Origin of the sequence: Flavobacterium reichenbachii, assembly GCF_002217435.1 — a bacterium.
Classification (GTDB): domain Bacteria; phylum Bacteroidota; class Bacteroidia; order Flavobacteriales; family Flavobacteriaceae; genus Flavobacterium; species Flavobacterium reichenbachii.
Window position 1 is genome coordinate 23,237 of the sequence record NZ_MUHF01000001.1, and the last position, 25,221, is coordinate 48,457.

General features: G+C 33.8%; 23 protein-coding genes. 9 read left to right on the forward strand and 14 right to left on the reverse strand.

From position 1 onward, the window contains the following. Positions 1 to 51: 51 nt before the first annotated feature. Positions 52 to 1,596, reverse strand: a complete 1,545-nt coding sequence (locus tag B0A68_RS00090; RefSeq protein WP_035686002.1) for an Rne/Rng family ribonuclease — start codon at positions 1,594 to 1,596, stop codon at positions 52 to 54. Between the two features lie 384 nt (positions 1,597 to 1,980). Continuing rightward, positions 1,981 to 2,271 carry an HU family DNA-binding protein gene (locus B0A68_RS00095; RefSeq protein WP_007805026.1) on the reverse strand — a complete coding sequence of 97 codons (291 nt, stop codon included), beginning with the start codon at positions 2,269 to 2,271 and terminating at the stop codon, positions 1,981 to 1,983. A gap of 140 nt (positions 2,272 to 2,411) precedes the next feature. On the opposite strand from B0A68_RS00095, the gene mutY reads away from it, so the two are divergent. From mutY to gldD, 4 genes are read left to right on the forward strand one after another with little or no spacing between them, the layout of a single operon-like run. Next, entirely contained in the window at positions 2,412 to 3,455 is a 1,044-nt protein-coding gene (gene mutY, locus B0A68_RS00100) for an A/G-specific adenine glycosylase (RefSeq protein ID WP_035686001.1), read from the forward strand. A gap of 35 nt (positions 3,456 to 3,490) precedes the next feature. Further along, entirely contained in the window at positions 3,491 to 3,931 is a 441-nt protein-coding gene (locus tag B0A68_RS00105; RefSeq protein WP_035685999.1) for a single-stranded DNA-binding protein, read from the forward strand. A 24-nt stretch (positions 3,932 to 3,955) separates the two neighbouring features. Beyond that, the gene (locus B0A68_RS00110) at positions 3,956 to 5,251 is read left to right on the forward strand and encodes a gliding motility-associated protein GldE (protein ID WP_035685998.1); all 1,296 of its coding nucleotides are present in this window, start codon (positions 3,956 to 3,958) and stop codon (positions 5,249 to 5,251) included. Position 5,252: 1 nt separating this feature from the next. Further along, positions 5,253 to 5,813, forward strand: coding sequence for a gliding motility lipoprotein GldD (gene gldD / locus B0A68_RS00115; protein ID WP_035685996.1), 561 nt, complete (start codon positions 5,253 to 5,255; stop codon positions 5,811 to 5,813). A 189-nt stretch (positions 5,814 to 6,002) separates the two neighbouring features. Here the strand turns inward: gldD and B0A68_RS00120 are convergent, their stop codons facing one another. Both B0A68_RS00120 and B0A68_RS00125 read right to left on the reverse strand, forming a co-directional pair. Continuing rightward, a complete protein-coding gene (locus tag B0A68_RS00120) occupies positions 6,003 to 6,362 on the reverse strand; it encodes a hypothetical protein (RefSeq protein WP_123947459.1) in 360 nt (119 codons plus the stop codon). Between the two features lie 75 nt (positions 6,363 to 6,437). Beyond that, positions 6,438 to 6,815 (reverse strand): heavy-metal-associated domain-containing protein, encoded by a 378-nt coding sequence (locus tag B0A68_RS00125; protein WP_035685992.1) that lies wholly within the window; start codon positions 6,813 to 6,815, stop codon positions 6,438 to 6,440. 101 nt (positions 6,816 to 6,916) lie between these two features. On the opposite strand from B0A68_RS00125, the gene B0A68_RS00130 reads away from it, so the two are divergent. Then, the gene (locus tag B0A68_RS00130; RefSeq protein WP_035685990.1) at positions 6,917 to 7,783 is read left to right on the forward strand and encodes a DMT family transporter; all 867 of its coding nucleotides are present in this window, start codon (positions 6,917 to 6,919) and stop codon (positions 7,781 to 7,783) included. Between the two features lie 71 nt (positions 7,784 to 7,854). Here B0A68_RS00130 and B0A68_RS00135 read toward each other — a convergent pair whose 3' ends face one another. Next, a complete protein-coding gene (locus B0A68_RS00135) occupies positions 7,855 to 9,906 on the reverse strand; it encodes a M16 family metallopeptidase (protein WP_051892668.1) in 2,052 nt (683 codons plus the stop codon). 10 nt (positions 9,907 to 9,916) lie between these two features. Then, a complete protein-coding gene (locus tag B0A68_RS00140; RefSeq protein WP_035688253.1) occupies positions 9,917 to 11,239 on the reverse strand; it encodes a M16 family metallopeptidase in 1,323 nt (440 codons plus the stop codon). A gap of 271 nt (positions 11,240 to 11,510) precedes the next feature. On the opposite strand from B0A68_RS00140, the gene rplU reads away from it, so the two are divergent. From rplU to B0A68_RS00155, 3 genes are all read left to right on the forward strand, one after another. Continuing rightward, the gene (rplU, locus tag B0A68_RS00145; RefSeq protein ID WP_035685985.1) at positions 11,511 to 11,954 is read left to right on the forward strand and encodes a 50S ribosomal protein L21; all 444 of its coding nucleotides are present in this window, start codon (positions 11,511 to 11,513) and stop codon (positions 11,952 to 11,954) included. 24 nt (positions 11,955 to 11,978) lie between these two features. Beyond that, positions 11,979 to 12,239, forward strand: coding sequence for a 50S ribosomal protein L27 (gene rpmA, locus B0A68_RS00150; protein WP_035685981.1), 261 nt, complete (start codon positions 11,979 to 11,981; stop codon positions 12,237 to 12,239). A 147-nt stretch (positions 12,240 to 12,386) separates the two neighbouring features. Then, positions 12,387 to 13,688: a hypothetical protein gene (locus tag B0A68_RS00155; RefSeq protein ID WP_240475259.1), complete on the forward strand. Its 1,302-nt coding sequence runs from the start codon at positions 12,387 to 12,389 to the stop codon at positions 13,686 to 13,688. Between the two features lie 116 nt (positions 13,689 to 13,804). Here the strand turns inward: B0A68_RS00155 and B0A68_RS00160 are convergent, their stop codons facing one another. Both B0A68_RS00160 and miaE read right to left on the reverse strand, forming a co-directional pair. Next, positions 13,805 to 16,552, reverse strand: coding sequence for an AsmA-like C-terminal region-containing protein (locus B0A68_RS00160; RefSeq protein ID WP_035685978.1), 2,748 nt, complete (start codon positions 16,550 to 16,552; stop codon positions 13,805 to 13,807). Positions 16,553 to 16,608: 56 nt separating this feature from the next. Continuing rightward, on the reverse strand, positions 16,609 to 17,190 hold the full coding sequence (miaE, locus tag B0A68_RS00165; protein WP_035685975.1) for a tRNA-(ms[2]io[6]A)-hydroxylase: 582 nt from the start codon (positions 17,188 to 17,190) through the stop codon (positions 16,609 to 16,611). Positions 17,191 to 17,301: 111 nt separating this feature from the next. Here miaE and B0A68_RS00170 point away from each other — a divergent pair, with 111 nt between their 5' ends. Continuing rightward, positions 17,302 to 18,546, forward strand: a complete 1,245-nt coding sequence (locus B0A68_RS00170) for a glycosyltransferase (RefSeq protein WP_035685973.1) — start codon at positions 17,302 to 17,304, stop codon at positions 18,544 to 18,546. Here B0A68_RS00170 and B0A68_RS00175 read toward each other — a convergent pair. From B0A68_RS00175 to pdhA, 6 genes are all read right to left on the reverse strand, one after another. After that, positions 18,543 to 19,418 (reverse strand): helix-turn-helix domain-containing protein, encoded by an 876-nt coding sequence (locus tag B0A68_RS00175; RefSeq protein WP_035685970.1) that lies wholly within the window; start codon positions 19,416 to 19,418, stop codon positions 18,543 to 18,545. The two genes, B0A68_RS00170 and B0A68_RS00175, sit on opposite strands and share 4 nt — an antisense overlap. An 87-nt stretch (positions 19,419 to 19,505) precedes the next feature. Further along, positions 19,506 to 20,045 (reverse strand): carboxymuconolactone decarboxylase family protein, encoded by a 540-nt coding sequence (locus tag B0A68_RS00180; protein WP_035685966.1) that lies wholly within the window; start codon positions 20,043 to 20,045, stop codon positions 19,506 to 19,508. 121 nt (positions 20,046 to 20,166) lie between these two features. Continuing rightward, positions 20,167 to 20,346, reverse strand: coding sequence for a hypothetical protein (locus tag B0A68_RS24290; RefSeq protein WP_123947460.1), 180 nt, complete (start codon positions 20,344 to 20,346; stop codon positions 20,167 to 20,169). A 263-nt stretch (positions 20,347 to 20,609) separates the two neighbouring features. Beyond that, a complete protein-coding gene (locus B0A68_RS00185; protein WP_035685963.1) occupies positions 20,610 to 22,457 on the reverse strand; it encodes a hydrolase/aminopeptidase in 1,848 nt (615 codons plus the stop codon). A 111-nt stretch (positions 22,458 to 22,568) separates the two neighbouring features. Further along, the gene (locus B0A68_RS00190) at positions 22,569 to 24,218 is read right to left on the reverse strand and encodes a pyruvate dehydrogenase complex dihydrolipoamide acetyltransferase (protein WP_035685961.1); all 1,650 of its coding nucleotides are present in this window, start codon (positions 24,216 to 24,218) and stop codon (positions 22,569 to 22,571) included. Positions 24,219 to 24,222: 4 nt separating this feature from the next. Then, positions 24,223 to 25,221 (reverse strand): pyruvate dehydrogenase (acetyl-transferring) E1 component subunit alpha, encoded by a 999-nt coding sequence (gene pdhA / locus B0A68_RS00195; protein WP_035688251.1) that lies wholly within the window; start codon positions 25,219 to 25,221, stop codon positions 24,223 to 24,225.

Here is a 25,221-nt window from a genome sequence, read left to right on the forward strand (position 1 = left end):
AAAATAAAGTGCATAAAAAAACCGCCAGTCTTTCGAAAGGCGGTTTTTATTTTATTCTGAAATAACATTCCCTTTTTTATCGTAGAAATGGTATTCTAAGTACGTGTAAGCGTCACGAGGTATGATTTTCACCCATTTTTTATGTTCAAAAAACCATTTTGAACGTAATGATGGAAAACCTTTACTGAGGTATGCAGCCACAAATGGATGTACATTGAGTACGACATTTTTGTGGATTTTTAGAATTCTATCTAGATCGGATGCGATTTTATCAATGATTAAAATTGGCGCTTCAATTTCGCCATTTTCATTATTTGGATCTTCTTCTCTAGTTTTAATATTAACTTCTGGTCTCACGCGTTGTCTTGTAATTTGAACTAAACCAAATTTACTAGGCGGTAAGATTTTATGTTTTGCTTTATCGTCGCTCATTTCTTCTCGCAAGAAGTCGAACAAAACTTTCCTGTTTTCGGGATTAGACATATCGATGAAATCAACTACAATTATTCCGCCCATATCACGCAGACGAAGTTGTCTTGCGATTTCTGCTGCGGCAATCATATTTACTTCCATGGCTGTATCTTCCTGGTTGGTTGCTTTGTTTGAACGGTTTCCGCTGTTTACGTCTATAACGTGCAGCGCTTCAGTGTGTTCAATGATAAGATAGGCACCTTTACTCATGGAAACAGTTCGGCCAAATGAAGTTTTGATTTGTCTCTCTATATTGTATTTCTCAAAAATCGGAGTGTCGTTTGATTGATAAAACTTAACAATCGATTGTTTTGAAGGTGCAATTTCTTGCAGATATTCCTTCGTTTGATGGTACAACTCTTCATCATCTATTTGGATACCGCTGAAAGTATCGTTAAAAACATCTCTTAATATTGAAGAAGCCCTGTTGAGCTCTCCTAATACTTTTGACGGATGATGAGCAGTTGGTAATTTTTTACACATTGCATTCCATCTGCTAAGCAGGTTCTGCAAATCTTTTTCTAATTCGGCTACGTTTTTGCCTTCGGCTACTGTGCGAACAATAATACCAAATCCTTTAGGTTTGATCGATACTACAAGTTTTTTTAAACGATCCTTTTCTTTTTTGTCTTCTATTTTTTGAGAAATAGAAACACGGTCAGAAAACGGAACCAGAACAATAAATCTTCCTGCCAGAGAGAGCTCAGCGCTTATCCTAGGACCTTTGGTAGATATTGGTTCTTTTACAACTTGTACTAAAACAGATTGATTGGCACTTAAAATATCAGTAATGATGCCATCTTTGTCAATCTCTTTTTCAAACTGAAAGGTTTTTAGGGAGAAATCTTTTATTTTACCTGCGCTTACAAGTTTTATGAATTTCAGTTGGGAAGCTAAGTTTGGCCCTAAGTCATGATAATGTAAAAAGGCATCTTTTTCGAAGCCTACATTTACAAAAGCAGCATTAAGTCCGGCAACTGGTTTTCTGATTTTGGCAATAAAAATATCACCAACCTGAAAGTTGCTTTTCTCTTCTTCCTTGTGTAATTCAATTAGTTTTCCATCTTTTAATAAGGCAAAATCTACGGCTTCAGAACTAGATCTAATGATTAATTCTTTATTCACACTGTAAATTTTTATCTGTTTTTTCAGAAAATAGAATATAGAGAGAAGAGCATAGATTTAAAAAATCTAAAATCTAAAATCTAAGATCTAAAATCTTATCTACAGATGGATTAAACAATATTTTAACAGGTATTGAACCCGGGGAAAAGAAGATTAATAAAGAAGAACAAAGAGAATAGGCTTAAAGCCTGTAATCTATTTTCTTTACTCTTTCATCTTTTTTCAATTTCAATGAACGTTAAAAAGAAAAAAGTAGTTTAAAACTACTTTTTCTTTTTGTGACGGTTAGCTCTCGCTCTTTTTTTACGTTTGTGAGTAGCTACCTTATGTCTCTTTCTTTTTTTACCACTTGGCATATCGTGTCGATTTTATAATTAATTAATATTATTTTGCTTCGTTGTTTGTTTTAACTCCCTCTACAAATACTTTTGCAGGTTTAAAAGCAGGAATGTTGTGTGCTGGAATTTTGATAGTGGTGTTTTTAGAAATGTTTCTACCTGTTTTTTCAGCTCTCGTTTTCACGATAAAACTACCAAAACCTCTTAGGTAAACATTGTCACCAGTTTCTAATGAAGTTTTAACTTCTTCCATAAAAGTTTCAACTGTTGCCTGAACGTCTCCTTTTTCAAGACCTAGCTTCTCTGAAATTTTTGCTACGATGTCTGCTTTCGTCATTTTCTTTCCTATTTTATTTTATAAATGATGTACTATTTTTTTGAGTTTGCAAATATAGGAATTAAAAAAATAATTAATCAAGCTAATTCGTTAAATTTTAATTACATAAACATTTACTTTTGTATTCTAAGTATTTTGCAATGGATTTTCATAACATATTGATAAATTGGTATTTACAAAACAAGCGTGATTTACCATGGCGAAATACGGTCAATCCGTACCATATTTGGCTGTCAGAAATTATGCTGCAGCAGACAAGAGTCGCTCAGGGAATGCCGTATTTTTTTGCTTTTACAAAGGAATTTCCTACTGTATTTGATCTTGCAAATGCCTCAGAAGAGCAGGTTTTGAAACTTTGGCAGGGTTTAGGGTATTATTCTCGCGCTAGAAATCTTCATAAAACGGCTCAATATGTTGCTAATGAGTTAGACGGCAAATTTCCGGATTCGTATAAAAATTTATTAAAATTAAAAGGTGTAGGCGAATATACTGCAGCAGCAATTGCTTCTTTTTCTTATAATGAAGAAGTTCCTGTAGTCGATGGAAACGTTTTTCGGGTGCTTTCGCGCTACTTTGATATTGAATCGGATATTGCACTGCCTGCTTCAAAAAAAGAATTTACAGCTCTGGCCGCTCAATTAATGCCCAAAGATAATCCAGCAATTTTTAATCAGGCCATAATGGAGTTTGGTGCATTGCAATGCGTGCCTAAAAGTCCGAATTGCGAAATTTGTGTTTTTAATGAAAGCTGTGTTGCACTGCAAAAGAAGAAAGTGAACATGCTTCCGGTTAAATCTAAAAAGATAAAAGTGACCAATCGCTTTTTTAATTACATAGTGCTTGAAGATTTTTCGGGAAATACTTTAATTCAAAAAAGAACGGCAAAAGGAATCTGGCATAATTTATATGAATTTCCTCTTCTGGAAACTGAGAAAATCGTTGATGTTGATTTCGTTTTAAAAGCCGTGAAAGAGGAGATTTTTTCATCGTATACTATATTAGGTATAGAAGAATGCGAGTCGGCAGTAATTCATAAACTTTCGCATCAGCGTCTTCATATTCAATTTTGGAAAGTCAGAATAAAGGAAATAGTACAAAATGGTGTTAATGCATTAGATTTAAAAACTTTTCCTTTTCCTATAGTGATTTACAATTTTATAGAAAAGCAGGAAATAAATTGCTAAAAAAATGTATCTTTGATAGAAATACCACCAAAATTATGAACGGAACATTAAATAAAGTGATGCTCATTGGCCATTTGGGCGATGATGTAAAGATGCATTATTTTGATGGAGGGAATTGTATTGGACGTTTTCAGCTGGCTACAAATGAAGTTTATATCAATAAAACGACTAATGAAAAGATTACTTCTACAGAATGGCATAATCTAGTTGTGCGAAATAAAGCAGCTGAAATTTGTGAAAAATACCTTTCTAAAGGAGATAAAATTTATGTTGAGGGACGTATAAAGTCACGTCAGTGGCAGGCAGAAGACGGCGTAACAAAATACACAACCGAGATTCAGGTAACGGAATTTACTTTCTTGACAACTAAAAAAGAAACCGTAAACCATAAACAGAACAACGATTCAGAATCAGTAAAAAACACTAACTTTGACGCAGCAAATGAAGGTTTACCTATAAACGATTTACCTTTTTGATACGTTTAATTAATCTTTTACAATTTGGACCCGGAGCCCAGTTTATTTTTAACTACCCATTTAGACAGCCATTTAATAATAGGTTTTGTCGGGATATTTGTCTTGCTGCTTTTGTCGGCAATTGTTTCAGGTGCTGAAGTTGCCCTTTTTTCTTTAACTCAAAAAGAAATTGACGAAGCACTGCATGAAAATATTTCAAAAGGAAAAATTATTTCTCAGCTTTTAGATAGACCCAAAAAGCTTTTAGCGACTCTGCTTGTAGCAAATAATTTTTTGAATATTGGTGTAGTTATTTTATTCGCTTTTATAGGACAGGATATTTTCTCTAATATTGATTCTCCAGCTTTAAAATTCCTTTTAGAAGTTACCGTAGTTACCTTTCTTATATTATTATTTGGAGAAGTTTTTCCTAAAGTTTACGCCAGCCGTAACAATCTAAAGTTTGCCAAACGTTATGCCTATCCATTAGCTTTTTTAGATAAATTACTATCTCCAATTAGTCTGCCAATGCGCAGTCTTACATTATATTTGCAAAATAAATTAGGAAGACAAAAAAACAATTTTTCTATAAACCAGCTTTCTCAGGCTTTGGAACTTACAGATTCTGAAGGAACATCTACCGAAGAGCAAAAGATTTTAGAAGGAATTGTATCTTTTGGTAATACTGATACCAAGCAGGTTATGAGTCCTCGTATTGATATTTTTGCTTTGGAAATATCCGAAACATTTCAGTCAATTTGTCCGAAGATTATAGAAAAAGGATTTTCCAGAATTCCGGTTTACCGAGATAATATTGATCAGATAGAAGGTGTCTTGTTTGTTAAAGATTTACTGCCTTATATTGATAAAGAAGAATTTGAATGGCCGACTTTGATGAGAAAAGCTTTTTTTGTTCCTGAGAATAAAAAACTTGATAATTTATTGAAGGATTTTCAGAGTCTTAAAAGCCATTTGGCAATTGTGGTAGACGAATACGGAGGAACATCTGGTTTAGTGTCTCTGGAAGATGTTATAGAGGAAATAGTGGGAGATATAAGTGATGAATTTGATGACGAAAATTTAAACTACTCTCAAATAGATGAAAAGAATTTTCTCTTTGAAGGGAAAATTAATATGAAAGATTTTTATAGAATAATAGATGTTGATGAAGATGTTTTTGAAGCTCAAAAAGGAGAAGCCGAGACTTTAGCTGGATTTATTCTTGAAATTCTGGGTAATTTTCCCAAAAAAGATCAAAAGGTAGCTTTTGAAAACTGTGTTTTTACAATAGAAACAGTAGATAAAAAGCGCGTAAAACAAATAAAAGTAACAATAGAATAAAATGTTCAAAAAAACAATTTCAATAGCGTCAGTTTTGCTGGCATTGACTGTTTTAAGTTGTAAAAATGATGTGCTTCCTAAGCCGGGAAGTTTTCTTCGCTTAGATTATCCGGAAGCAGAATATGTTCATTTTGAAAATAGCTGCCCATTTGAATTTGAAATGAATGAATCGGCAATTATTAAAGGAGAAAAGGAATGCGGTTTTACGATCACGTATCCAAAAATGAAAGCAACTATTTACCTGACTTATAAACCTGTAAATAATAATATAGATAAATTGCTGAAAGATGCTCAAAAACTAACATACGAGCATGTTATCAAAGCCGATGATATATTGGAACAGCCTTATTTAAACCCGGAAAAAAAGGTTTACGGAATGTTTTACCAAGTTGACGGAAATGCGGCTACAAACTCTCAGTTTTACGTTACAGACAGTACAAAACATTTTATAACGGGTTCTGTTTATTTTTATGCGAAACCCAATTTTGACTCCGTTATGCCGGCAGCGAGCTATATTAAAAATGATATGCAAAGGCTTATGGAAACTTTGAAGTGGAAATAAAAAAAAAGAATCCAATTTGGATTCTTTTTTTTGGATGTGGATTTTTTGAGTTCTTAATGATATTCTAGCCCCAGCGAAAGTCTTTCGATATTTCTAAACTTTATTGATAGTAAAGCCAAACACCCGCTGTGCTTCCTTTTGTAATAGTTTTATTTTTCTTTGTTCATCATTAAAGTGCGTAAGAAGTCATTAAAAGTATTTCGGATCTGTCATCCAGGTTACTGCATCATCTTCATGAAATATTGGACAAAGAATTATCTTTTTTTCACCTTTTTCATTAATAATATACCAATCTGTAGTATCAATAATTAAATCAAGAAATTTTGTTTCTTCTTCAGCTAAATACATATCAGGTTCTTCAACTCCTTCGTCTAATAAAAGGCTGTATTTTATAGAGAATTTTATATAGTCTGCCAAATGTTTGTTTTCAGATGGCTCAGTCAAATAATCAAACTTAAACAAAATATCACCAGAACTTCTCATATCCCAGTTGGTTTCAACAATCGATCCTATATTGAGATCTTTCCAATACAATTCGAATTTTTTCATTTCTTTATTTTCTAACAAATGTAAAGTAAAAAGGCACTCAAATTGAGCGCCTTTTGTAATTATTGAATTTAGAACTTAAGATTTGAAGTTCGAAACCTTGTAAGTTTTTCCATCTCCTGTTTCCTGAACAATTTTAGTTAAAGATTCTTGATTTTGAATGGTTTTGTCAAAAGTAACAGTTGCTGTTTTTTTATCGAAATCAACTGCAGCTTTTTCAACTCCTTCAAGATTAGATAATTCTTTTTCGATCGTTTTAGCGCATCCCATTGCACAAGTCATTCCTTTGATTTCGAAACTGGCTGTCTGTACATTTTCAGCTGTGATTGCTTTATGTTCTTTAGAAGTTGTTTCTAAGGGTTTTATATTAGCCAGATTTTTATCTTCTTCTTTTTTACAGCTTGTAAATACTAAACCCGCAATTGCTAATGCAGCTATGATTTTTGTAAATTTCATTATATATAATTTTTAGATTGTCAACATTTTCATAGCAAAATTAATAAAAATCAAGCGGTCAATTGATAAAAATAGTACAAATTTGTGGTAAAATATCAATTATGGATGCAAGACAATTAAAGTGGATTTATTTATTTGTGCTTTCGCTAATTTGGGGAAGTTCTTTTATTTTAATTAAAAGAGGTTTAGTTGGTTTAACGGCAATTCAGGTCGGTTCGTTCCGAATTATCTTTGCAGGTTTGTTTTTGCTGATTATTGGTTTTAAAAGTTTAAAGAAAATTTCCCGTCACCAATGGAAATATATTGCTTTAACTTCGGTTTTTGGAACTGGGATTCCTGCTTTCTTTTTTGCAATTGCAGAAACACAAGTTGATAGTTCTATTGTGGCTATTTTAAATTCGCTTACGCCTCTAAACACATTGGTTTTGGGAATCTTGTTTTTTGGACTTCAGTTTCAGCAAAAACAGGTTATAGGAGTTTTTATAGGACTTGTTGGCTGTTTATTATTGGTTTTGAGCGGCGCATCGGCACATCCTGGACAAAATTATTACTATGTTCTTTTGGTTGTAATTGCAACACTTTGTTATGCTGTAAATGTAAATTTAATCAAGAAACATTTATCAGATTTAAATTCTCTTAGTATTACAACAGGAAATTTTGCTGTTTTACTTCTTCCTGCTCTAATTATTTTGAGTACTACAGATATTGGACAAAAAATACATTTTGAAACCGCACAGCATTCTATTTTGTTTGTAATGATCTTAGGCGTTTTAGGAACCGGAATTGCAAATGTGGTGTTTTTTAAATTGATACAAATGTCGTCTCCGGTATTTGCAACATCAGTAACTTATTTAATTCCGATAGTAGCATTCTTCTGGGGGTTGTTAGACAATGAAATGCTGACACCAATTCAGTTTTTTGGCGCTTTCGTTATTTTGATTGGAGTGTATCTGTCTGCTAAAAAATAAAGCTTTGTCAAAGTTTAAAACTTTGACAAAGCTTTTAAAATCTTAGAGACTTAGAATCTTAGTATCTTATTTTATAAAAAATCTCCGTCAGAAACTCCTTCGTTAATTTTAATGTCAGACATTTTAATATCCAACTCAAAACCAACGTTTTGAATTAGGTTGAAAGGAACTTTTACACCTTTTACTTCTTTATAATCATTGAAGTTTGTAATTTGAGAAACTGATTTACCGCCTTGTTCTCTATCTTTGGCTTCAGCAGTTTTCAGGCCAGATTTAACATCATAGAAATATGTTGTTTTACCGTCTTTAATTACATATGCATCGCTTCCATTTACAGGTTCTATTCGGTCGACTTTTAAATCAGTTCTTTTTCTTAACACAAGTTCTTCAAAAGGAGCTGCATTAGCTTTCATTTCGGCTAAATCGTTGCCTTCTAAATTTTTACGCTGACCTTGTTGTTCGATGTAAGCACCTTTGTCATTCACCACTTGTTTCATCAAATTCATGCTTCCCATAGAAAGAGAAACCATCATTTTTCCTTTAGAATCTAATTTAGATGTAAAAGTTAAAGGCACAGGAGCCTGAGGGACAGTAGTGCTGCCGTTCATCGCTAATGTTTTTACTGCCGTAACTGCTTTTTCGCCACCAATTGCTTTAATGTAATTTTCAAAAACCGTTTTGGCAGTTATTCCCGCCGGAATTGCTTTTGATGCTACTGCAGGCTTATCAGTAGGATTTCCGTATTTATCAAAATAGAAAATCGGAATCTGAAGTTTTTCTAAACCAGCTACTACATCTGTTCCTTTTCCTGCAATTATAATTCGCATATTATCAAGAAGGAAATATTTGTTGGCAACACGATAAATGTCCTCTGGAGTAACACTGTTAATTGTCTGGATGTATTTTTCGTAAAAATCAGCAGGAAGCTTTTCTGTTTCAATATTTAAAGCATAACGAGCCACAGACTGTGGTTTTTCTACCTGCATTACAAATCTGCCGATATATCCTGCTTTTACATTTTTTAAGATATCTTCGGAAACTTTTTCAGTTCTGATTTTTTTAATTTCTTTTATAAATTCAACTACTGCACTATCTGTAACGGTATTTCTAACAGCAGAAGAAGCCTTAAATTTTGTAACATATTTTCCGCTTCCAATACTTGAGCTTGCTCCATAAGTCCAGGCATGCTGCTCACGTAAATTCATGTTTAAATAACTATTAAAATCACCGCCTAAAATTTGGTTTGCGATTACTGCGGGGAAAAAATCAGGATCGCTCATTTTTAAATTCACAGTATTAACCAATGAGATTTCAGATTGTACCGCATTTGGAACATCTACAAAATCGATTTGAAGTTTTGAAACGTTTTGAGGATCTGCATAACTGTTTTTTGGAGCAGTTTGTTTTTTCCATGCGCCAAAAAGTTTTTCTACAGCCGTTTTTGTTTCTTTAAATTTAACGTCTCCAATAATTACTAAATAAGCATTTTCGGGAACAAAATAAGTATTGTAATTATTTTGAACATCTGCAAGAGTTACGTTTTTTACAGTTTCCTCAGAAGTATATTCTCCAGAAGGATGATTTCTTCCAAAAGCTAAAACATCAACAACGCGATTGGCAATTGCAGGAACGCTTTTTTCGTCTGCTTTTAATCCTTCTAATAATTTTGCTTTTTCTTTATCAAATTCAGTCTGAGTAAAGTTTGGCTGTAACGAACCTTCGGCCAAAAGTTCTAAAACGCGTCCGGAATATTTTGATAATGAACTCGCATAAGCGCCGCGCGATGTAAAATTAATATTTGCGCCGTAAAAGTCTATTTCTTCATTAAAGGCTTCTTTGTTTGTTTTTTTAGATCCGTTACCAATCAAACTGCTGGTTAATTCGTCTACACCTTTTTTGTTGCCTTCTGTAAAAGGAGCATTGTCTAGTGTCAGATTAAAACTAACTCTAGGCAGTTTATGATTTTCAACAATCAAAACTTTCATTCCATTTGGCAAAACAAATGTTTGAGGTTTTTTGATGTTGACTACAGGCGGGTTGCCTGGTTTTGGTTGTGGACGATCTTGTGCTTGCATAATTCCAGTTAGGAATAAAAGGATTAAAACTGTATGTATATTTTTCATGATTCGATTCTTAGTTTTGAACTTTTGTTGAAGGAACATAATCTAAAATTAAGCGTTGATTTGGGTTAAGGTACTTCTTGGCAACTTCTCTAATTTCTTCTCTTGTAATAGAATGATAAAGATCAATTTCTGTATTAATAAGATTTACATCTCCGTACAGTAAATAATAAGATGCCAGATTTTCTGCAATTCCTTCAACATTCGAATTGGCGTTCACAAAATTATTATCGAATTTATTTTGTAATTTTTTATAGTCCTTTTCAGAAATCAAATCGGTCTGAATTTTTACAATTTCTTCATCCATTTCTTTTAAAATGTCTGCAGAGGTATATCCAGCCATTGGTAAACCATACAAAATGTAAGTTCCGTAATCTTCCTGACTAAAACCTACAGCACCAATCTGAAGTGCCATTTTTTTATCATCAACAATCTTTTTGTATAATTTTGAGCTTTTTCCGTCGCTCAGATAAGAAGAAATTAAGTCTAAAACTCTAGCATCTCGCGTTTTCATTGACGGCGTTCTGTAAGAGGCAACAATCATTGGAATCTGAATGTTTGGGTCTTCATACGTTGCTTTGATAGTCTGCGTAATTGGCTCTTCTGTATAAGTTTGTTTTTTTACAACTTCTCCTTTAGGAATTGGTCCAAAATATTTCTGAATCCATTCTTTTGTTTTTGTTTTATCAAAATCTCCCGCAACAACTAAAACTGCATTATTAGGTGTATAGAATTTTTTATTAAAAGCCTGAAATTCTTCAAGAGTTGCAGCATCCAAATCTTTCATAGAGCCAATAGTGGTCCAGCGATAAGGATGATTTTTGAACATGTTTTTCTTTACCTCAGGAAGAATATTTCCGTAAGGCTGGTTGTCGTAGCGCATTCTTTTTTCTTCTTTTACAACTTCATTTTGCGTTTCAACCCCAATTTTATTAATAATAGGATGCATTAATCTCTCAGATTCCATCCATAAACCAAGTTCCAGACTGTTAGAAGGAAAAACTTCGTAATAGTAAGTTCTGTCGTCAGACGTGTTGGCATTGTTTACACCGCCATTTGCCGTTACGATTTTCATCCACTCACCTCGCTTTATGTTCTGTGTTCCTTCAAATAATAAATGTTCAAAAAAGTGCGCAAAACCAGTTCTGTCCGGGCGTTCATCCTTAGATCCTACGTGGTACATTACAGAAGTAATGACAACTGGTGCAGAAGGATCATTGTGCAGAATAACATGCATTCCATTGTCTAGATTGTATTCTTCAAAAGCTACTTTTTGAGCATGGGCCACTCCGCCGAGCATTAGAGCTGCGCTTAACATCATTATCGAATTTTTCATAAAGATTAATAATTTATAATTACCTAATTGAGTAGGTTGCCAGGGATTGATTTTAGTTACATCAAAAATAACTTTTTTTAACCATCTATTTAAGATTGACACTATTTTGAGTGTATTTTAACAGTGTTTTAGCTCTGGAAGATGTTTTAGAAGAGTTAAAAGGCCTTAAAAACAGACTTTAACGGGATAAAAATATTTTTAAAATTAGATATTGCACAATAAATTATTAATTGTATATTTGCAACCTTAAAAATCAATAAATCAATTTGGTATGTATGCAATCGTAGAGATAGCAGGGCAACAATTTAAAGTAAGCAAAGACTTAAAGGTTTATGTTAACCGTTTGGCTAATGAAGAAGGTTCAAAAATTTCTTTTGACAAAGTTCTTTTATTAGACGATAACGGAAGCGTAACTTTAGGCGCCCCAGCTATAGAAGGTGCTTCAGTAGAAGCTAAAGTGTTACAACACTTAAAAGGTGATAAAGTTATCGTTTTCAAAAAGAAAAGAAGAAAAGGATACAAAAAAAGAAATGGTCACAGACAATATCTTACTCAAATTGTAATTGAAGGTATTACTGCAGCAGGTGGAACTAAAAAAGCAGCAGCTAAAAAAGCGGTTGTAGCAGAAGATACAGCAGTATCTGAAGAAGCTGAAGCTCCAAAAGCAAAAAAAGCAGCAGCTCCAAAAGCAAAAAAAGAAGCTACTAAAGAATAATAACAATATTTAAACTTATACGTCATGGCTCACAAGAAAGGTGTCGGTAGTTCGAAGAATGGTAGAGAATCAGAATCAAAACGTTTAGGCGTTAAGATTTTTGGTGGTCAAGCTGCTATTGCTGGGAACATCATCGTTAGACAAAGAGGTTCAAAACACAATCCAGGTGAAAATGTTTACATTAGTAAAGATCACACACTACACGCAAGAGTAGCTGGAGTTGTTAAGTTCCAAAAGAAAAGAGATAACAAATCTTATGTATCTATCCTTCCATTCGAAGCATAATCATTAAGATCACTTATTTACAAAACCCGTTCTGAAAAGATCGGGTTTTTTGTTTTATAACTATTTGCTAATTGAGACGAAGCAATTTAACGTACTTGCAGATTAAATTTAATTATTTGTATTTTTGATTGATTAATTTATTCAATTTTGAGAAAAATAATATTCCTGCTTCTTTTTTGTATTAGTATATATGCAAAAGAAAACCATGCTGAAAAAGATACTACTGTTGCAAGCGAAATAGTTCGGTTAAATGACGCGCAAAAAAAGATACTCTACGAGTTTTCCGTATTACAGCAAAATAGTTCTGATGCCTCACATTATTGGCTGAAACATAAAAATCAGTTTCCGGCATTTAATGATAGACTTAGAGATAAATTGGCGAATGAGGTTTTTATAAATTCTAATGTCCTTTATAAACCAGCAAAAAACTCGTCTGTTCAACTCTGGATGCAGGCACAATCATTTACCAATTGGATGTTGTATGCGGCAGCATTTATTGCAATCTGTGCAGTAATAGGTTTGTTGCGTAATTATTGGAATTTACTCATTGATATATTAATCAGGCAGTTTGCTCCTCTATTCAGACTTTTATTTTCGGCAATTTTACTGACTTACGAATTATTGTTAATCGGAATTGCCTGTATTGCTTTTGGATACCTTATCGAAGATATGTTTATGAGAACAATAGTGATACATATTGGTTTGTTCTTATTATGGAGTCAATCAACGGCTATTTTTACCAAAAAATATTTGGTGCATAAATATATTTTTGAAATAAATAATAACTTCTGGAAAAATGACAAATGGTTAACTGTTAAAACAATTTGTTTTCCCGCAATCATAGTTAGTATTGCTCTTTTGTATGTATTATATAAAGTTCCAAATGATACGTTTTATAATTATGAAATCGTTGTTTCGGTATTAGCAACTATTTGTGCTATGCCTTTCTGGCGTACTTTAGAAAAATATATTTCTCCACTTCTGATTCCTTTTAAAGATGAGCGAATCGAGAGAGCAGTTTATTCTCTTGCGGCGTGTACAGTTTTAGCTTTATTAATTTTAGGATTGCTTATAGGGCTGTTAAATCCTATTTTTTTGTATATAATAACAGCATTAATAATTTTATTAATTATATCATTTTTAATATTATCATTAAAAATAAACCTTAGAAACAGGTATCAAAATTATTATTATCAGCAATTAATTACCACAGCTTTTTTGGCCGCTACTTTGTTCTATGGTTTTCAGACAAAGTCTGGCGAAATAATCTGGGTATCGCTGGTTGGGATAAGTGTCTTTGCAGTAATAAAATATTGGGAAATACCAACTTTTTTTAATAGCTGGAAAAAACGAAACACGTGGACCTGGGGCTTCTTAGGTATGGCAGTATTGTTGTGGCTTCTGGCCAAAGGCATATTATATGTTTCTCAGGTATTGTATGCAGGATAATGAATTTATATTGAAAATTTTGCTCACTATAAAAGAACAGCCTTTATTAAAGTTTTAAACTTTGATAAAGGCTGTAATTGTTTTATTAAATAAGAAGCAGAATTGGAATTGATTTTTTATTCTGTATCAACAGTTTCTTTTAAGTCTTCTGTTTTTCTTCCTGCTTTTATTTTTGGATTATCCTGAGTTCCGGTTACCGTCATTGGAATTCCGAAGATTCCAAGAGGAGGAAGTCCCAAACGCATTTTCAAATTTAATTTACCATCCAGACTTGTTGTTCCTTCTATTCTTGGTCTAAAGCCTGCAAATTTAAATTTAAAGCGCTCAACGGTCATGATGTTATTTTTGATTGTTGTTTTAATATCAACTTTAGAAAGATCAGGATTTTTCATTGCTTCAGAACTGGTTTGTTTGCTTACAGCGTTAAACATCTTTAAACCTCTAACTTTTACATTCTTTATAGAAAGCGTTCCTCCACCCGCAAGAGACGGATAAACAGGTTCCATGTTTCCGTTTAATCTTCCTTTTAGCTGATAATCCAAAGAAACAATTCCTTGTGCTTTCTCAGCTGCACTGGCCATTTTTTTGAAAACATCAATTTCATTATAAGCTCTTTTTATGTCAAAATCGCTTGCCTTAACAGCATAATCAAAATTTGCTTTTTGTGGTGTTACAGCTTGATAATTAGCATTCATTGTCACACTGCACCCAATCAGATTAAAACCAGTATTCTGCATGGTTAGTCTGCCATTATTCATTTTTAAATTTCCAGCAGCATTTTGAATGTTCAATTTATCGAAATTTACTTTTTGAGCATTTGCTGTAAACTGCAGATTCAAATTAGCTGGAATTATAATTACTCCAGTTTGTTTTGTTTCGGTTTTATTTTGAATTTCAGGCTGTGTTACAGAAGCATCAGCTGTTGTTTTCGACATAAACTCATCAATATTGATATATCGCGCCGAGACTTTAAAAGAACCTCTTAAAATGCCTGTTTTGCTTGTTGCATAATTAAAAACATTTTGCAAATAACCATTCATGGTAAAATCAGACTGTCCGTAAGCGGCCAAAAAGTTATTGAAGGTCATTTTATCCTGATTGATTTTGAAAATACCTTCTTTAATTACAAATTTTTGAGGAAAGTATTCAGAAGCAATTCCAATGTTTCTAAGTTCCAGAGTTCCTTTATTGTTTAGTTTGCTGTAATTCCCTTTTTCGGCATCACTTTGTCTGCCTTTCAGAGCCAGATCAGCTTTTACGTAGCCATCTAAATTTAGGCCGTCGTGAGAGAAAACTTTGTATATTTTATTAACATCAAGTTCTCCTCTTGCTTTAATATCATAATTTAAATCATTAAAATCGCTCAGAGCAGCTTCTACAAAAACAGGTTTTCCTTCAAAGGTAAATTGTGCTGGTTTAAGGTTGATTTTTAAATCTTTGAAAGTTCCTTTTTGATTCTCAATTTTTGCATTTAAAGCAATTTTGGTAATTGCATTTGGATAATATTTCGTTTTTAAATATCCATTTTTTAAATCAATATTTCCTTTTGTAACGGGAAAAAGTTTGTTTTTTTGATCAAATTTTCCTTTTGCAGTAACATCTCCAATTAAACTTCCTTTTAAAGTTAAATCTGGTATTCCAAGCCCTTTATTTAGTTTTTCCAAATCAATTTTAGCTTTAAAATCAGCATTGATATCGGGCGTATTTAAACCTTTCATGTACAATGTTGATTTTAAATAATCTTTATTGACATTTAAAGATAAATTTTTAGCATCAACAATTAAAAGGTCTGGATTTAGTGATGGAACAGTTGTTTTAATCTCAAAATTTAAGTTCGAAACCGGAAATGGGCTTTTATTATAGTTTACAAAACCGTTTTCTAGTTTTAAATCAAGATTTAGATCAGGAGCAACATGCTGAGACGCAATATAATTTCCCTTTAAAGTTAAAAAAAGATTGGTATTTCCTTTTAATTCTGTTTTAGAAAGCCAGGTAATATATTTGGGAGGAAAAGCAGTAAACACATCGTATAAGTCGCTGTTGTCTGATTTTAAAACAAGATCCATATTATAACCATCTTTTAGGAAATCAAATTTTCCTTTAAAATCGACCAAAAGCTGATTGATTTTTAAGTTGTTTTGTTCGAAGACAAAAGATAGAGAATTGACATTAACCTTAGTAATTAAGTCGGCATCAATTTGTTTGTTCATTAAATACGGTTCGCCATCATAAACAATATTTAATTTTTCAATTTTAGCTTTTGAGTACAAATCGAAAATGGCTTTATCTAAGTTTCCTTTTCCCAGATAATTGAAACTAAGAGCATCAAAATGGACTTTAGTAGATTGATCATCATAAACAATTTTACTGTTTATAATCTCTATTCTTTCCAGTTTCAAGGCGGTATCAGTGCTGTCTTTTGTTTTTGGAGTCTGCGCAGATGATTTGTAAACGTTATAATTGGCTTCCCCTTTTTCGTTTACTTTTATATTGATAGACGAATCAGAAAGATAAATCTGGTCAATTTTAACCGATTTACTAAAGATTAAACTAGCAACGTCTATACCAAAAGAGACCTCTTTTGCGGTAATAAATTGCTGATCTTTATAAGGTGCTGATCCGTTTAGTTTTAGATCATTTAAGGTTAAAGTTAATGATGGAAAATGGCGAAAGAAAGAAACAGAAACATCAGAATAATTTAATTCGGCGCTTAACCTTTCGTTAGCCGTTTTTTTGATTTGTTCCTTAATTTGATCTGCAAAAACGATTGGGGTTAAAAACAACAATCCTAAAATAACGGCAAACGTTATTCCGACGTATTTAGCAATTTTAAATACGATCGATTTGGATTTATTTTTTGACATAACAAATTTGTTAAAATTGAATTTTATAAAGTAAAGATGGTAAAATGGTAAAAAAGTTAGCCGTGAACGGTTTCACTTTTCCCATAATTTGTAATAATCGAACCTTCATATTCAATCCACTCTTTCCAGCGTTTGTCAATATCGATATTGTCTGTATATTTTCTGGCAAATCCTAAAAATGTGGTGTAATGCCCGGCTTCAGAAATCATTAAATCACGATAAAATTTTGCCAGTTCTTCGTCTTTTATATTTTCAGAAAGCACCTTAAAACGTTCGCAGCTTCTTGCTTCGATCATTGCAGAAAATAGTAAACGATCGCAGAGAGCGTCTTTACGACTTCCGTCTTTCTTCATAAACTTAAAAAGTTCATTTACATAATGATCTTTTCTTTCGCGCCCCAAAGTCAGGCCTCTCTTCTTGATTATATCATGCACCATCTGCAGATGCTCTAATTCTTCTCTTGCAATTACCAGCATTTCTGTTACTAATTCCTCTAGTTCAGAGTTATACGTAACTAAACTTATTGCGTTCGAAGCGGCTTTTTGTTCGCACCAAGCATGATCCGTCAAAATTTCTTCGATATTTGATTCGACTATATTTACCCAGCGTGGATCCGTGGCCAATTTTAATCCTAACATAATTATTGCAGATTTTATATTTTGCAAAATTAGTCTTTTTTATCTCCTAAAATCAGGAAACATCGTGTAATTACGCCTAAAATGCATTATTTTGCAGTTCAAAGAATCAAAATGAATCAAACAAAAAAACTTTTAATAATTGGTTTTGTCTGGCCCGAACCAAATTCGTCTGCAGCCGGTGGTAGAATGATGCAGTTAATAGCTGTTTTTAAGGAAGATGGATTTGAAGTTACATTTGCAAGCCCGGCTCTGGACAGTGATTTTATGGTGGATTTGTCTGTATTTGGAGTTGAAAAAAAATCGATCGAATTAAATAATTCCAGTTTTGATGATTTTATAATTCAATTAAATCCAGATGTTGTTTTGTTTGATCGTTTTATGATTGAAGAGCAGTTCGGATGGCGTGTTGCAGAAAATTGCCCAAAAGCAATTCGTGTTTTAGATACAGAAGATTTACATTGCTTAAGGACAGCAAGACAGAAAGCTTTTAAAGAAAACAGAATTTTTGAACTTCAGGATTTATTGTCTGAAGAAGTTGCCAAACGTGAAATTGCTAGTGTTTTGAGGTGTGATTTGTCTTTGATTATTTCAGAATTTGAAATGAAAATTCTAAATAATATTTTTAAAATCAATTGTAGATTGTTGTTTTATCTTCCTTTTTTAACAGATGAAATGGATGAAAGCGATCTTCTGAATTTGCCATTATTTGAACAACGTGAGAGTTTTGTTTTTATCGGAAATTTTCTTCACGAGCCCAATTGGAATACTGTTCAGCATTTAAAAGAAAGTATCTGGCCTTTGATTAGAAAAGAATTTCCTGAAGCTGTTTTGCAGGTTTACGGTGCATACCCATCACAAAAAGTTTTGCAATTACACCAGCCTAAGAATGGATTTTTTATTATGGGAAGAGCCTCTGATGCAAATGAAATTGTAAAAAAAGCAAAAGTAGTTTTGGCTCCAATTCGGTTTGGCGCAGGTCTTAAAGGTAAACTTTTAGAAGCCATGCAATGCGGAACTCCAAGTCTAACAACAGAAATAGGTGCAGAAGCAATGCATGCCGATTTGCCTTGGAATGGTTTTATTACTAATGATATAGAACTTTTTGCTAAACAAGCCGTAACGTTATATCAAGATAAAAATCTTTGGGAGCAATCTCAAAAAAACGGAATTGCTATCGTAAATGAATGTTATCAGAAAGATAAATTTGCTTCGATTTTAGTAAATACTGTAAATGATTTAATGAATGATTCAGAAAATCATCGTCTGCACAATTTTATGGGAAGTCTGCTGCAACATCATACTTTAAAAAGTACCAAATACATGTCTAAATGGATCGAGGCGAAAAATAAAAATTAAACCATTTTTCCAAATCCTACTGTTTCACGATACAATTGAGGCGAAACATCTGCATTGGTTTTAAAGAATCGGCTGAAATAATGCTCGTCATCATAGCCTAATTCGTATGCAATTTCTTTTATGGTTTTATTCGTCATATACAATTCTCTTTTTGCTTCAATAATAATTCTCTCTGCAATAAGATCTGTAAGGGTTTTGTTGAAATAATTCTTAGATAATTTTGCCAAGGCTTTAGGCGAAATATTTAATAAATCGGCATAATTTCCGGCAGAATGTTTGGTTTTAAAATGATCTTCAATAGCGTCTTTTAGATTCTGTAAAATAAATGGTTCTTTAGAATCCGGAGTCGATTTTGATTCTTCTAATTGTTCGTTTTTTAATCGTGATGCAGTAATTAAAAAGATTTTCAGATACGAAATCAATAGTTCGTATTGGGCTAATTCTGCATTTTGTATTTCGGTTTTCATTTGGTCAATAACCATCTGAAACGTAGCTTTTGCCTGATCTGTAATTCGTGTAAATGGAGGCTGATAAACATTATTAAACAAAACTCCGTTGCACGAAACCTCTTTTTGATGCATATGGATGCAGTAAAAATCGGGATGAAAATGAATTGCAATTCCCTCAATATCTTCTTTTGTACAAATCATAAAGGGCTGATAGGGAGAAAAGGCGAGGAGCGAACCTTCTTCAAACTGATGTTCTGCAAAATCGGCTTTTACTTTTCCATTTCCTCTGTTAACCCAAATCAGAGAAAAATAATTATTACGCTGAATATGGTCAAAATGACTGTTGTCTTCGAATGAAAGAAGTTTAAAAGCAAGATTTCCATTTTGTGGATTTATTAAGGTAAAAGCGTTCTGATTGCTCATAATCTGAATTGTTTAGGTAAAGATAAAGATAGTTATGAAATGAATCATAACTATCTTTAGGGAGTTGTTGTGTTGTTTTTTTTGAAATTATACAGCCTGAACCACAGGAAAATCAATTTCTGTATTTGCTGTATTGTTAAAGTAGTTTGTAAATACATTCAATCCTACGTGAGCAATAATTTCTGAAATTTCTGCATCTGTTGCGCCAGCATTTCTTACTGCAGCAACATCCTGATCATTTACTAATCCGTTTTTGCTGATTAATGTTTTTGCAAATTGTAAAATTCCTGCTGTTTTTTCATCAGCTGCATTTCCTGATCTGGCATTGTGTAATACTTCCGGATCTGCTTTTACTAATTTCTCACCAATAAAAGTGTGAGCGGCTAAACAATAATCACAAGAATTACTTTCAGAAACTGCTAAGGCGATAAGTTCTCCTGTTTTTGCACTTAATTTTCCGTGGCTTAAAGCACCGCTTAAATTTAAATATCCTTCTAATACCGCAGGAGAATTTCCCATTGTTCTCATCATATTCGGAACTACGCCTAATTTTGCCTGTACAGCGTTGAATAAATCTTTAGTTTTTCCTGTAACTTCTTCTGGGTTTAATGCTGTTAATCGTGTCATTTTATTTAATTTTTAAGTTATAATTATTTGTTGTCTTTTGACATTACAAAGTTGCAACGATTACAGATTTTAGAACATGGAGAATTTACGCTATGTGGTGGACAATTTTCCCTGACTTTTTTTAGGAGCTGATCCAGCTTTCCGTTTCATCCCGATAGCTATCGGGACAAAAACCTGATTTTTCTAAACCATAAAACGAGCTTCTCCCGAAGCCTCGGGAGTCGCTGTTTTCTGGCAAGAAAATCAGGTTTTTGAGTTCCGGGCTTTCCACTTCAATCTGGGCTAGGGCATTCGTTTTCACAATAATGTTTTTGTTTATTTGTGAGGAATGACAGACTTTGTGTGTAATCAACTTTGTCAAAGTTTCAAACTTTGACAAAGTTCCTCACCAACCACTTCCGTAATCTTGTCATTTCGAGGAACGAGAAAATCACCCACAGAAATTCTCTAATCTTTATCGATTTATGAGTTTTATTTCTCCTTACGAAATGACAAGCAATATGTAAAAAAAATAGGTTGTCCCTTCAAGGACAACCTATTTTTAAAATTATATTCTTGAAGAACTTATTTCAAAATACCTTCAACAGCCTGAATCGTTGTAGCATGATAACCAGATTTAGCTTTGTTAAAAATCTGTTTCGCCCAAACTTTTCCTTCCGGAGTTTTTGCCATTTCTTTATAAAGCATCATTACAGATCCAGTTCTGCTAATTCCAATTAAAAATTGCTCGATTGCAGGATTTGCAGTTTTGTATTGATGACGAATTGCCTGAACAAACCATTGACGTTTGATAATGAAGTTTCCGCCTTTTGTAAAGTTGAATTCTTTGTCAATTGCTTCCATCTCTTTTACTGTAATATCAGCTGGAAGATGATCTATAAAATGCTGTTTTTCTGCGGTTGTTGTAATTTTTTTACTCAAACCTGCAACACCAGTTTCTCTCCAGTTTTTTTGGATAGCATCGATAGCATCAAAATCCGCTGAACTTACCGGAGTAATGTTTGATGGAATCCCAGGCTTGTAAATCCAGTCGTCTAATTTTATTTTATCTGCTAAAGCTTTGTCATCTTTGATTAGATTTTCGTTTAAATATTTCACAAAATCTTCTGTTGTAATTGATTTGAAAGCATGCGAATCAAAATAATTTTTGATAAACGAATCAAATTTTTCGCGCCCAACGGCATTTTCAATAACTCTTAAAAAAGCATATCCTTTTACATATGGAATTTGACTGATTCCATCATCCGGATTTCTTCCAGTCAAGCTGACTTTTAATCTTGTATCCGGATTTGTATCACCATATTCTGCTACGTTATCGATCAATTCTTTACGAGTGATCACGTTTTGCATTTCAAATTCTTTTTTGCCAAAGATTGCTTCGCCAATTCGGTGTTCAACATAAGTTGTAAAACCTTCGTTTAGCCAAATATCATCCCAAGTCGCATTGGTTACTAAGTTACCGCTCCAGCTGTGACCTAATTCGTGCGCTAACAAACTTGTCAATGAACGGTCTCCTGCAATAACTCCGGGAGTTAAGAAAGTTAGGTTTGGATTTTCCATTCCGCCATACGGGAAACTTGGAGGTAAAACCAAAACGTCATAACGTCCCCAGCGATAAGGTCCATAAAGCTTTTCGGCGGCCACAACCATTTTTCCAAGTTCAGCAAATTCCCAAGCTGATTTTTTCAACATAGATGGTTCTGCGTAAACTCCGGTTCTGTTGTCGATAGATTGAAATTCAATATCTCCAACAGCAATAGCCATTAAATAAGAAGGGATTGCTTTATCTTGTTTAAAAGTATAAACTCCTGTATCATTTTTCTTCTGTGGATTTACAGCGCTCATTACCGCTAATAAATCTTTTGGAACCGTAACTTTTGCATTATAAGTAAAACGAACTCCCGGTGAATCCTGACACGGAATCCAAGTACGGGACCAAATGCTTTCTCCTTGAGAGAAAAGAAACGGTTTCTTTTTGTCAGCAGTTTGTTCCGGTTTTAACCATTGCAAAGCAACAGCATCTTTTGTTGTGCTGTAGTAGATATTTACTTTAGTTGTATTAGGTTCGATGGTAACATGAAGTGGTTTTCCATGAAATTCCACGTTTGTACCTAATTCGAATTTTGTTTCCTTTTCGTCATCACCTAAAGTTACTTTGGTAATGTTAAGAGTATTTTCGTCAAAAATGATTTCATTTCCTTTGCTGCTATTGTCAATTGTCCAAGAAGCTTTTCCAGAAATAGTCTGCGTTTCAAAATCAACTTTAATGTCAAGATCCAAATGTTTTACAACTGCAAGTTCTGGTTTAGAGTAGCTGTGTTCGTCAATAACGGCAGCTATTTTTTCGGTTTGCTCTTTTTTCTGGCAGGCAATTGCTGTCAGAAATAAGACTGCAATGATTAGTTTTTTCATGTTATGAAGTATTGAATTTGGGATGAAAATTAAACAAAAAATCCCGTTTTGAATAAACAAAACGGGATTTTATTATAAATACCTTAAGCTTGGCTCAGGCTGACATTGAAATTATGCCAACATTGTAACTGGGCTTTCGATGTATTGTTTTAGTGTTTGTAAAAATTGAGCGCCAGTTGCACCGTCAATTGTTCTGTGGTCACAAGCTAATGATAACATCATAGTGTTTCCAACTACAATCTGACCGTTTTTAACGACTGGTTTCTCAACAATTGCACCTACAGAAAGGATAGCAGAGTTTGGCTGGTTGATAATTGAATTGAATTCAGTAATACCAAACATTCCAAGGTTAGATACTGTAAAAGTACTTCCTTCCATTTCCTGAGGGCCTAATTTTTTGTTTTTAGCTCTTCCTGCTAAATCTCTTACCGAAGCACCAATTTGAGATAAACTCATAGCGTCTGTAAATTTCAATACAGGAACTACCAATCCGTCTTCTACTGCTACAGCAACACCAATATTTACGTGGTGGTTAATTATGATAGCATCTTCTTTCCACTGAGAGTTAATTTTTGGATGTTTTTTCAATGCTAAAGCACAAGCTTTAATTACCATATCGTTAAAAGATACTTTCGTGTCCGGAACAGTATTGATAGTTGCTCTTGCAGCCATTGCATCGTCCATGCTTACTTCGATCACTAAGTTGTAGTGAGGTGCAGTAAATAATGATTCAGCAAGACGTTTTGCAATAATTTTACGCATTTGAGAGTTTTTGATCTCTTCTGTGAAAACTTCTCCTGCAGGAACAAAAACTTTTGGAGCAGCTGGTGCAGCAGTCTCTTGTTTTGCATCAGTTTTTGCAGCAGGTTGTGCCTGTGCAGCTGGTGTAAAGTTTTCGATATCGCTTTTTACGATACGTCCATTTTCTCCAGATCCTTTAACCTGGTTTAATTGAATTCCTTTATCAGAAGCAATTTTTTTAGCTAAAGGTGAAGCTAAAACTCTTCCGTTTGAAGTTTCAGCAACGGCTTCCGGTGCTTTTTCAGCAGCTGGAGCAGCTTTTGTTTCTTCGGCAGCAGGAGCACTTACAGGTGCAACGCCTCCGGCAGTATAATTGTCAGCAATTCCAGAAATGTCAGTTCCTGCAGGTCCAATGATAGCTAATAAGCTGTCAACAGGAGCAGTATTTCCTTCTTGAATTCCGATGTATAATAATGTACCAGCATTGAAAGACTCAAACTCCATTGTAGCTTTGTCTGTCTCAATTTCTGCTAAAATATCACCTTCTGCTACAGCATCTCCAACTTTTTTTAACCAAGTTGCCACTGTACCTTCAGTCATTGTATCACTCAAACGTGGCATAGTTACTACTACAACACCTTTAGGTAATTCAGTTGCTGCTTTAGCAGGAGCAGCAGTTTCAGTTTTTGCTTCAGCAGCAGGAGCATCCGCTTTTGGTGCAGAAGCTTCTGGACTAGCAGCAGGAGCATCACCACCAGCTAAAAGAGCCGAAATATCTTCTCCTTCATTACCAATGATTGCTAATAGTGAATCAACTGGAGCAGTTTCTCCAGCCTGAATTCCGATATGTAAAAGAGTTCCTTCGTTAAAAGATTCGAACTCCATTGTTGCTTTATCTGTTTCAATTTCAGCTAAGATATCTCCTTCGCTAATTTTGTCGCCTACTTTTTTTAACCAAGTCGCTACCGTTCCTTCCGTCATAGTATCGCTCAAACGAGGCATTGTTACTTTAATCGCCATGATGTTATAGTTTATGAGGTGTAAATGGATAGTCTTCTTGTGCGTATACTACATCGTATAATTGTTGTAAGTCTGGATATGGAGATTCTTCAGCGAATTTCTGACATTCTTCAACTAAGTCTTTAACTCTTTGGTCAATTACTTCGATTTCTTCCTGTGTAGCATATTTTTGATCCATGATTACATCAAGAACCTGAGTAATAGGGTCGATTTTTTTGTATTCTTCAACCTCTTCTTTAGAACGGTATAATTGTGCATCAGACATAGAGTGTCCTCTGTAACGGTACGTTTTCATTTCAAGGAAAGTTGGTCCGTCGCCGCGACGCGCTCTTTCGATTGCCTCATGCATTGCTTCAGCAACTTTTACAGGATTCATTCCGTCAACAGGTCCGCAAGGCATTTCATATCCTAAACCAAGTTTCCAGATATCAGTATGGTTAGCAGTTCTTTCTACAGAAGTTCCCATTGCATAACCGTTGTTTTCAACGATAAATACAACTGGTAATTTCCATAACATAGCCATATTAAAAGCTTCGTGAAGAGAACCTTGTCTAGCAGCTCCATCACCAAAATAAGTCATGGTAACACCGCCAGTATTAAAATATTTATCAGCAAAAGCTAAACCAGCTCCTACCGGAATTTGTCCACCCACGATACCGTGACCTCCGTAAAAACGGTGTTCTTTAGAGAAAATATGCATAGAACCTCCCATACCTTTAGAAGTTCCTGTTACTTTTCCTAAAAGTTCCGCCATAACGTTTCTAGGATCAACTCCCATACCAATTGGCTGTACGTGATTTCTGTAAGCAGTAATCATTTTGTCTTTAGTCAAGTCCATTGCATGTAAAGCACCTGCTAATACAGCTTCCTGACCATTATATAGGTGTAGAAAACCTCTAACTTTTTGTTGAATGTATAACGCTGCAAGTTTGTCCTCAAACTTTCTCCAAAGCAGCATGTCTTCGTACCACTTTAAATATACCTCTTTTGTAACTTCTTTCAT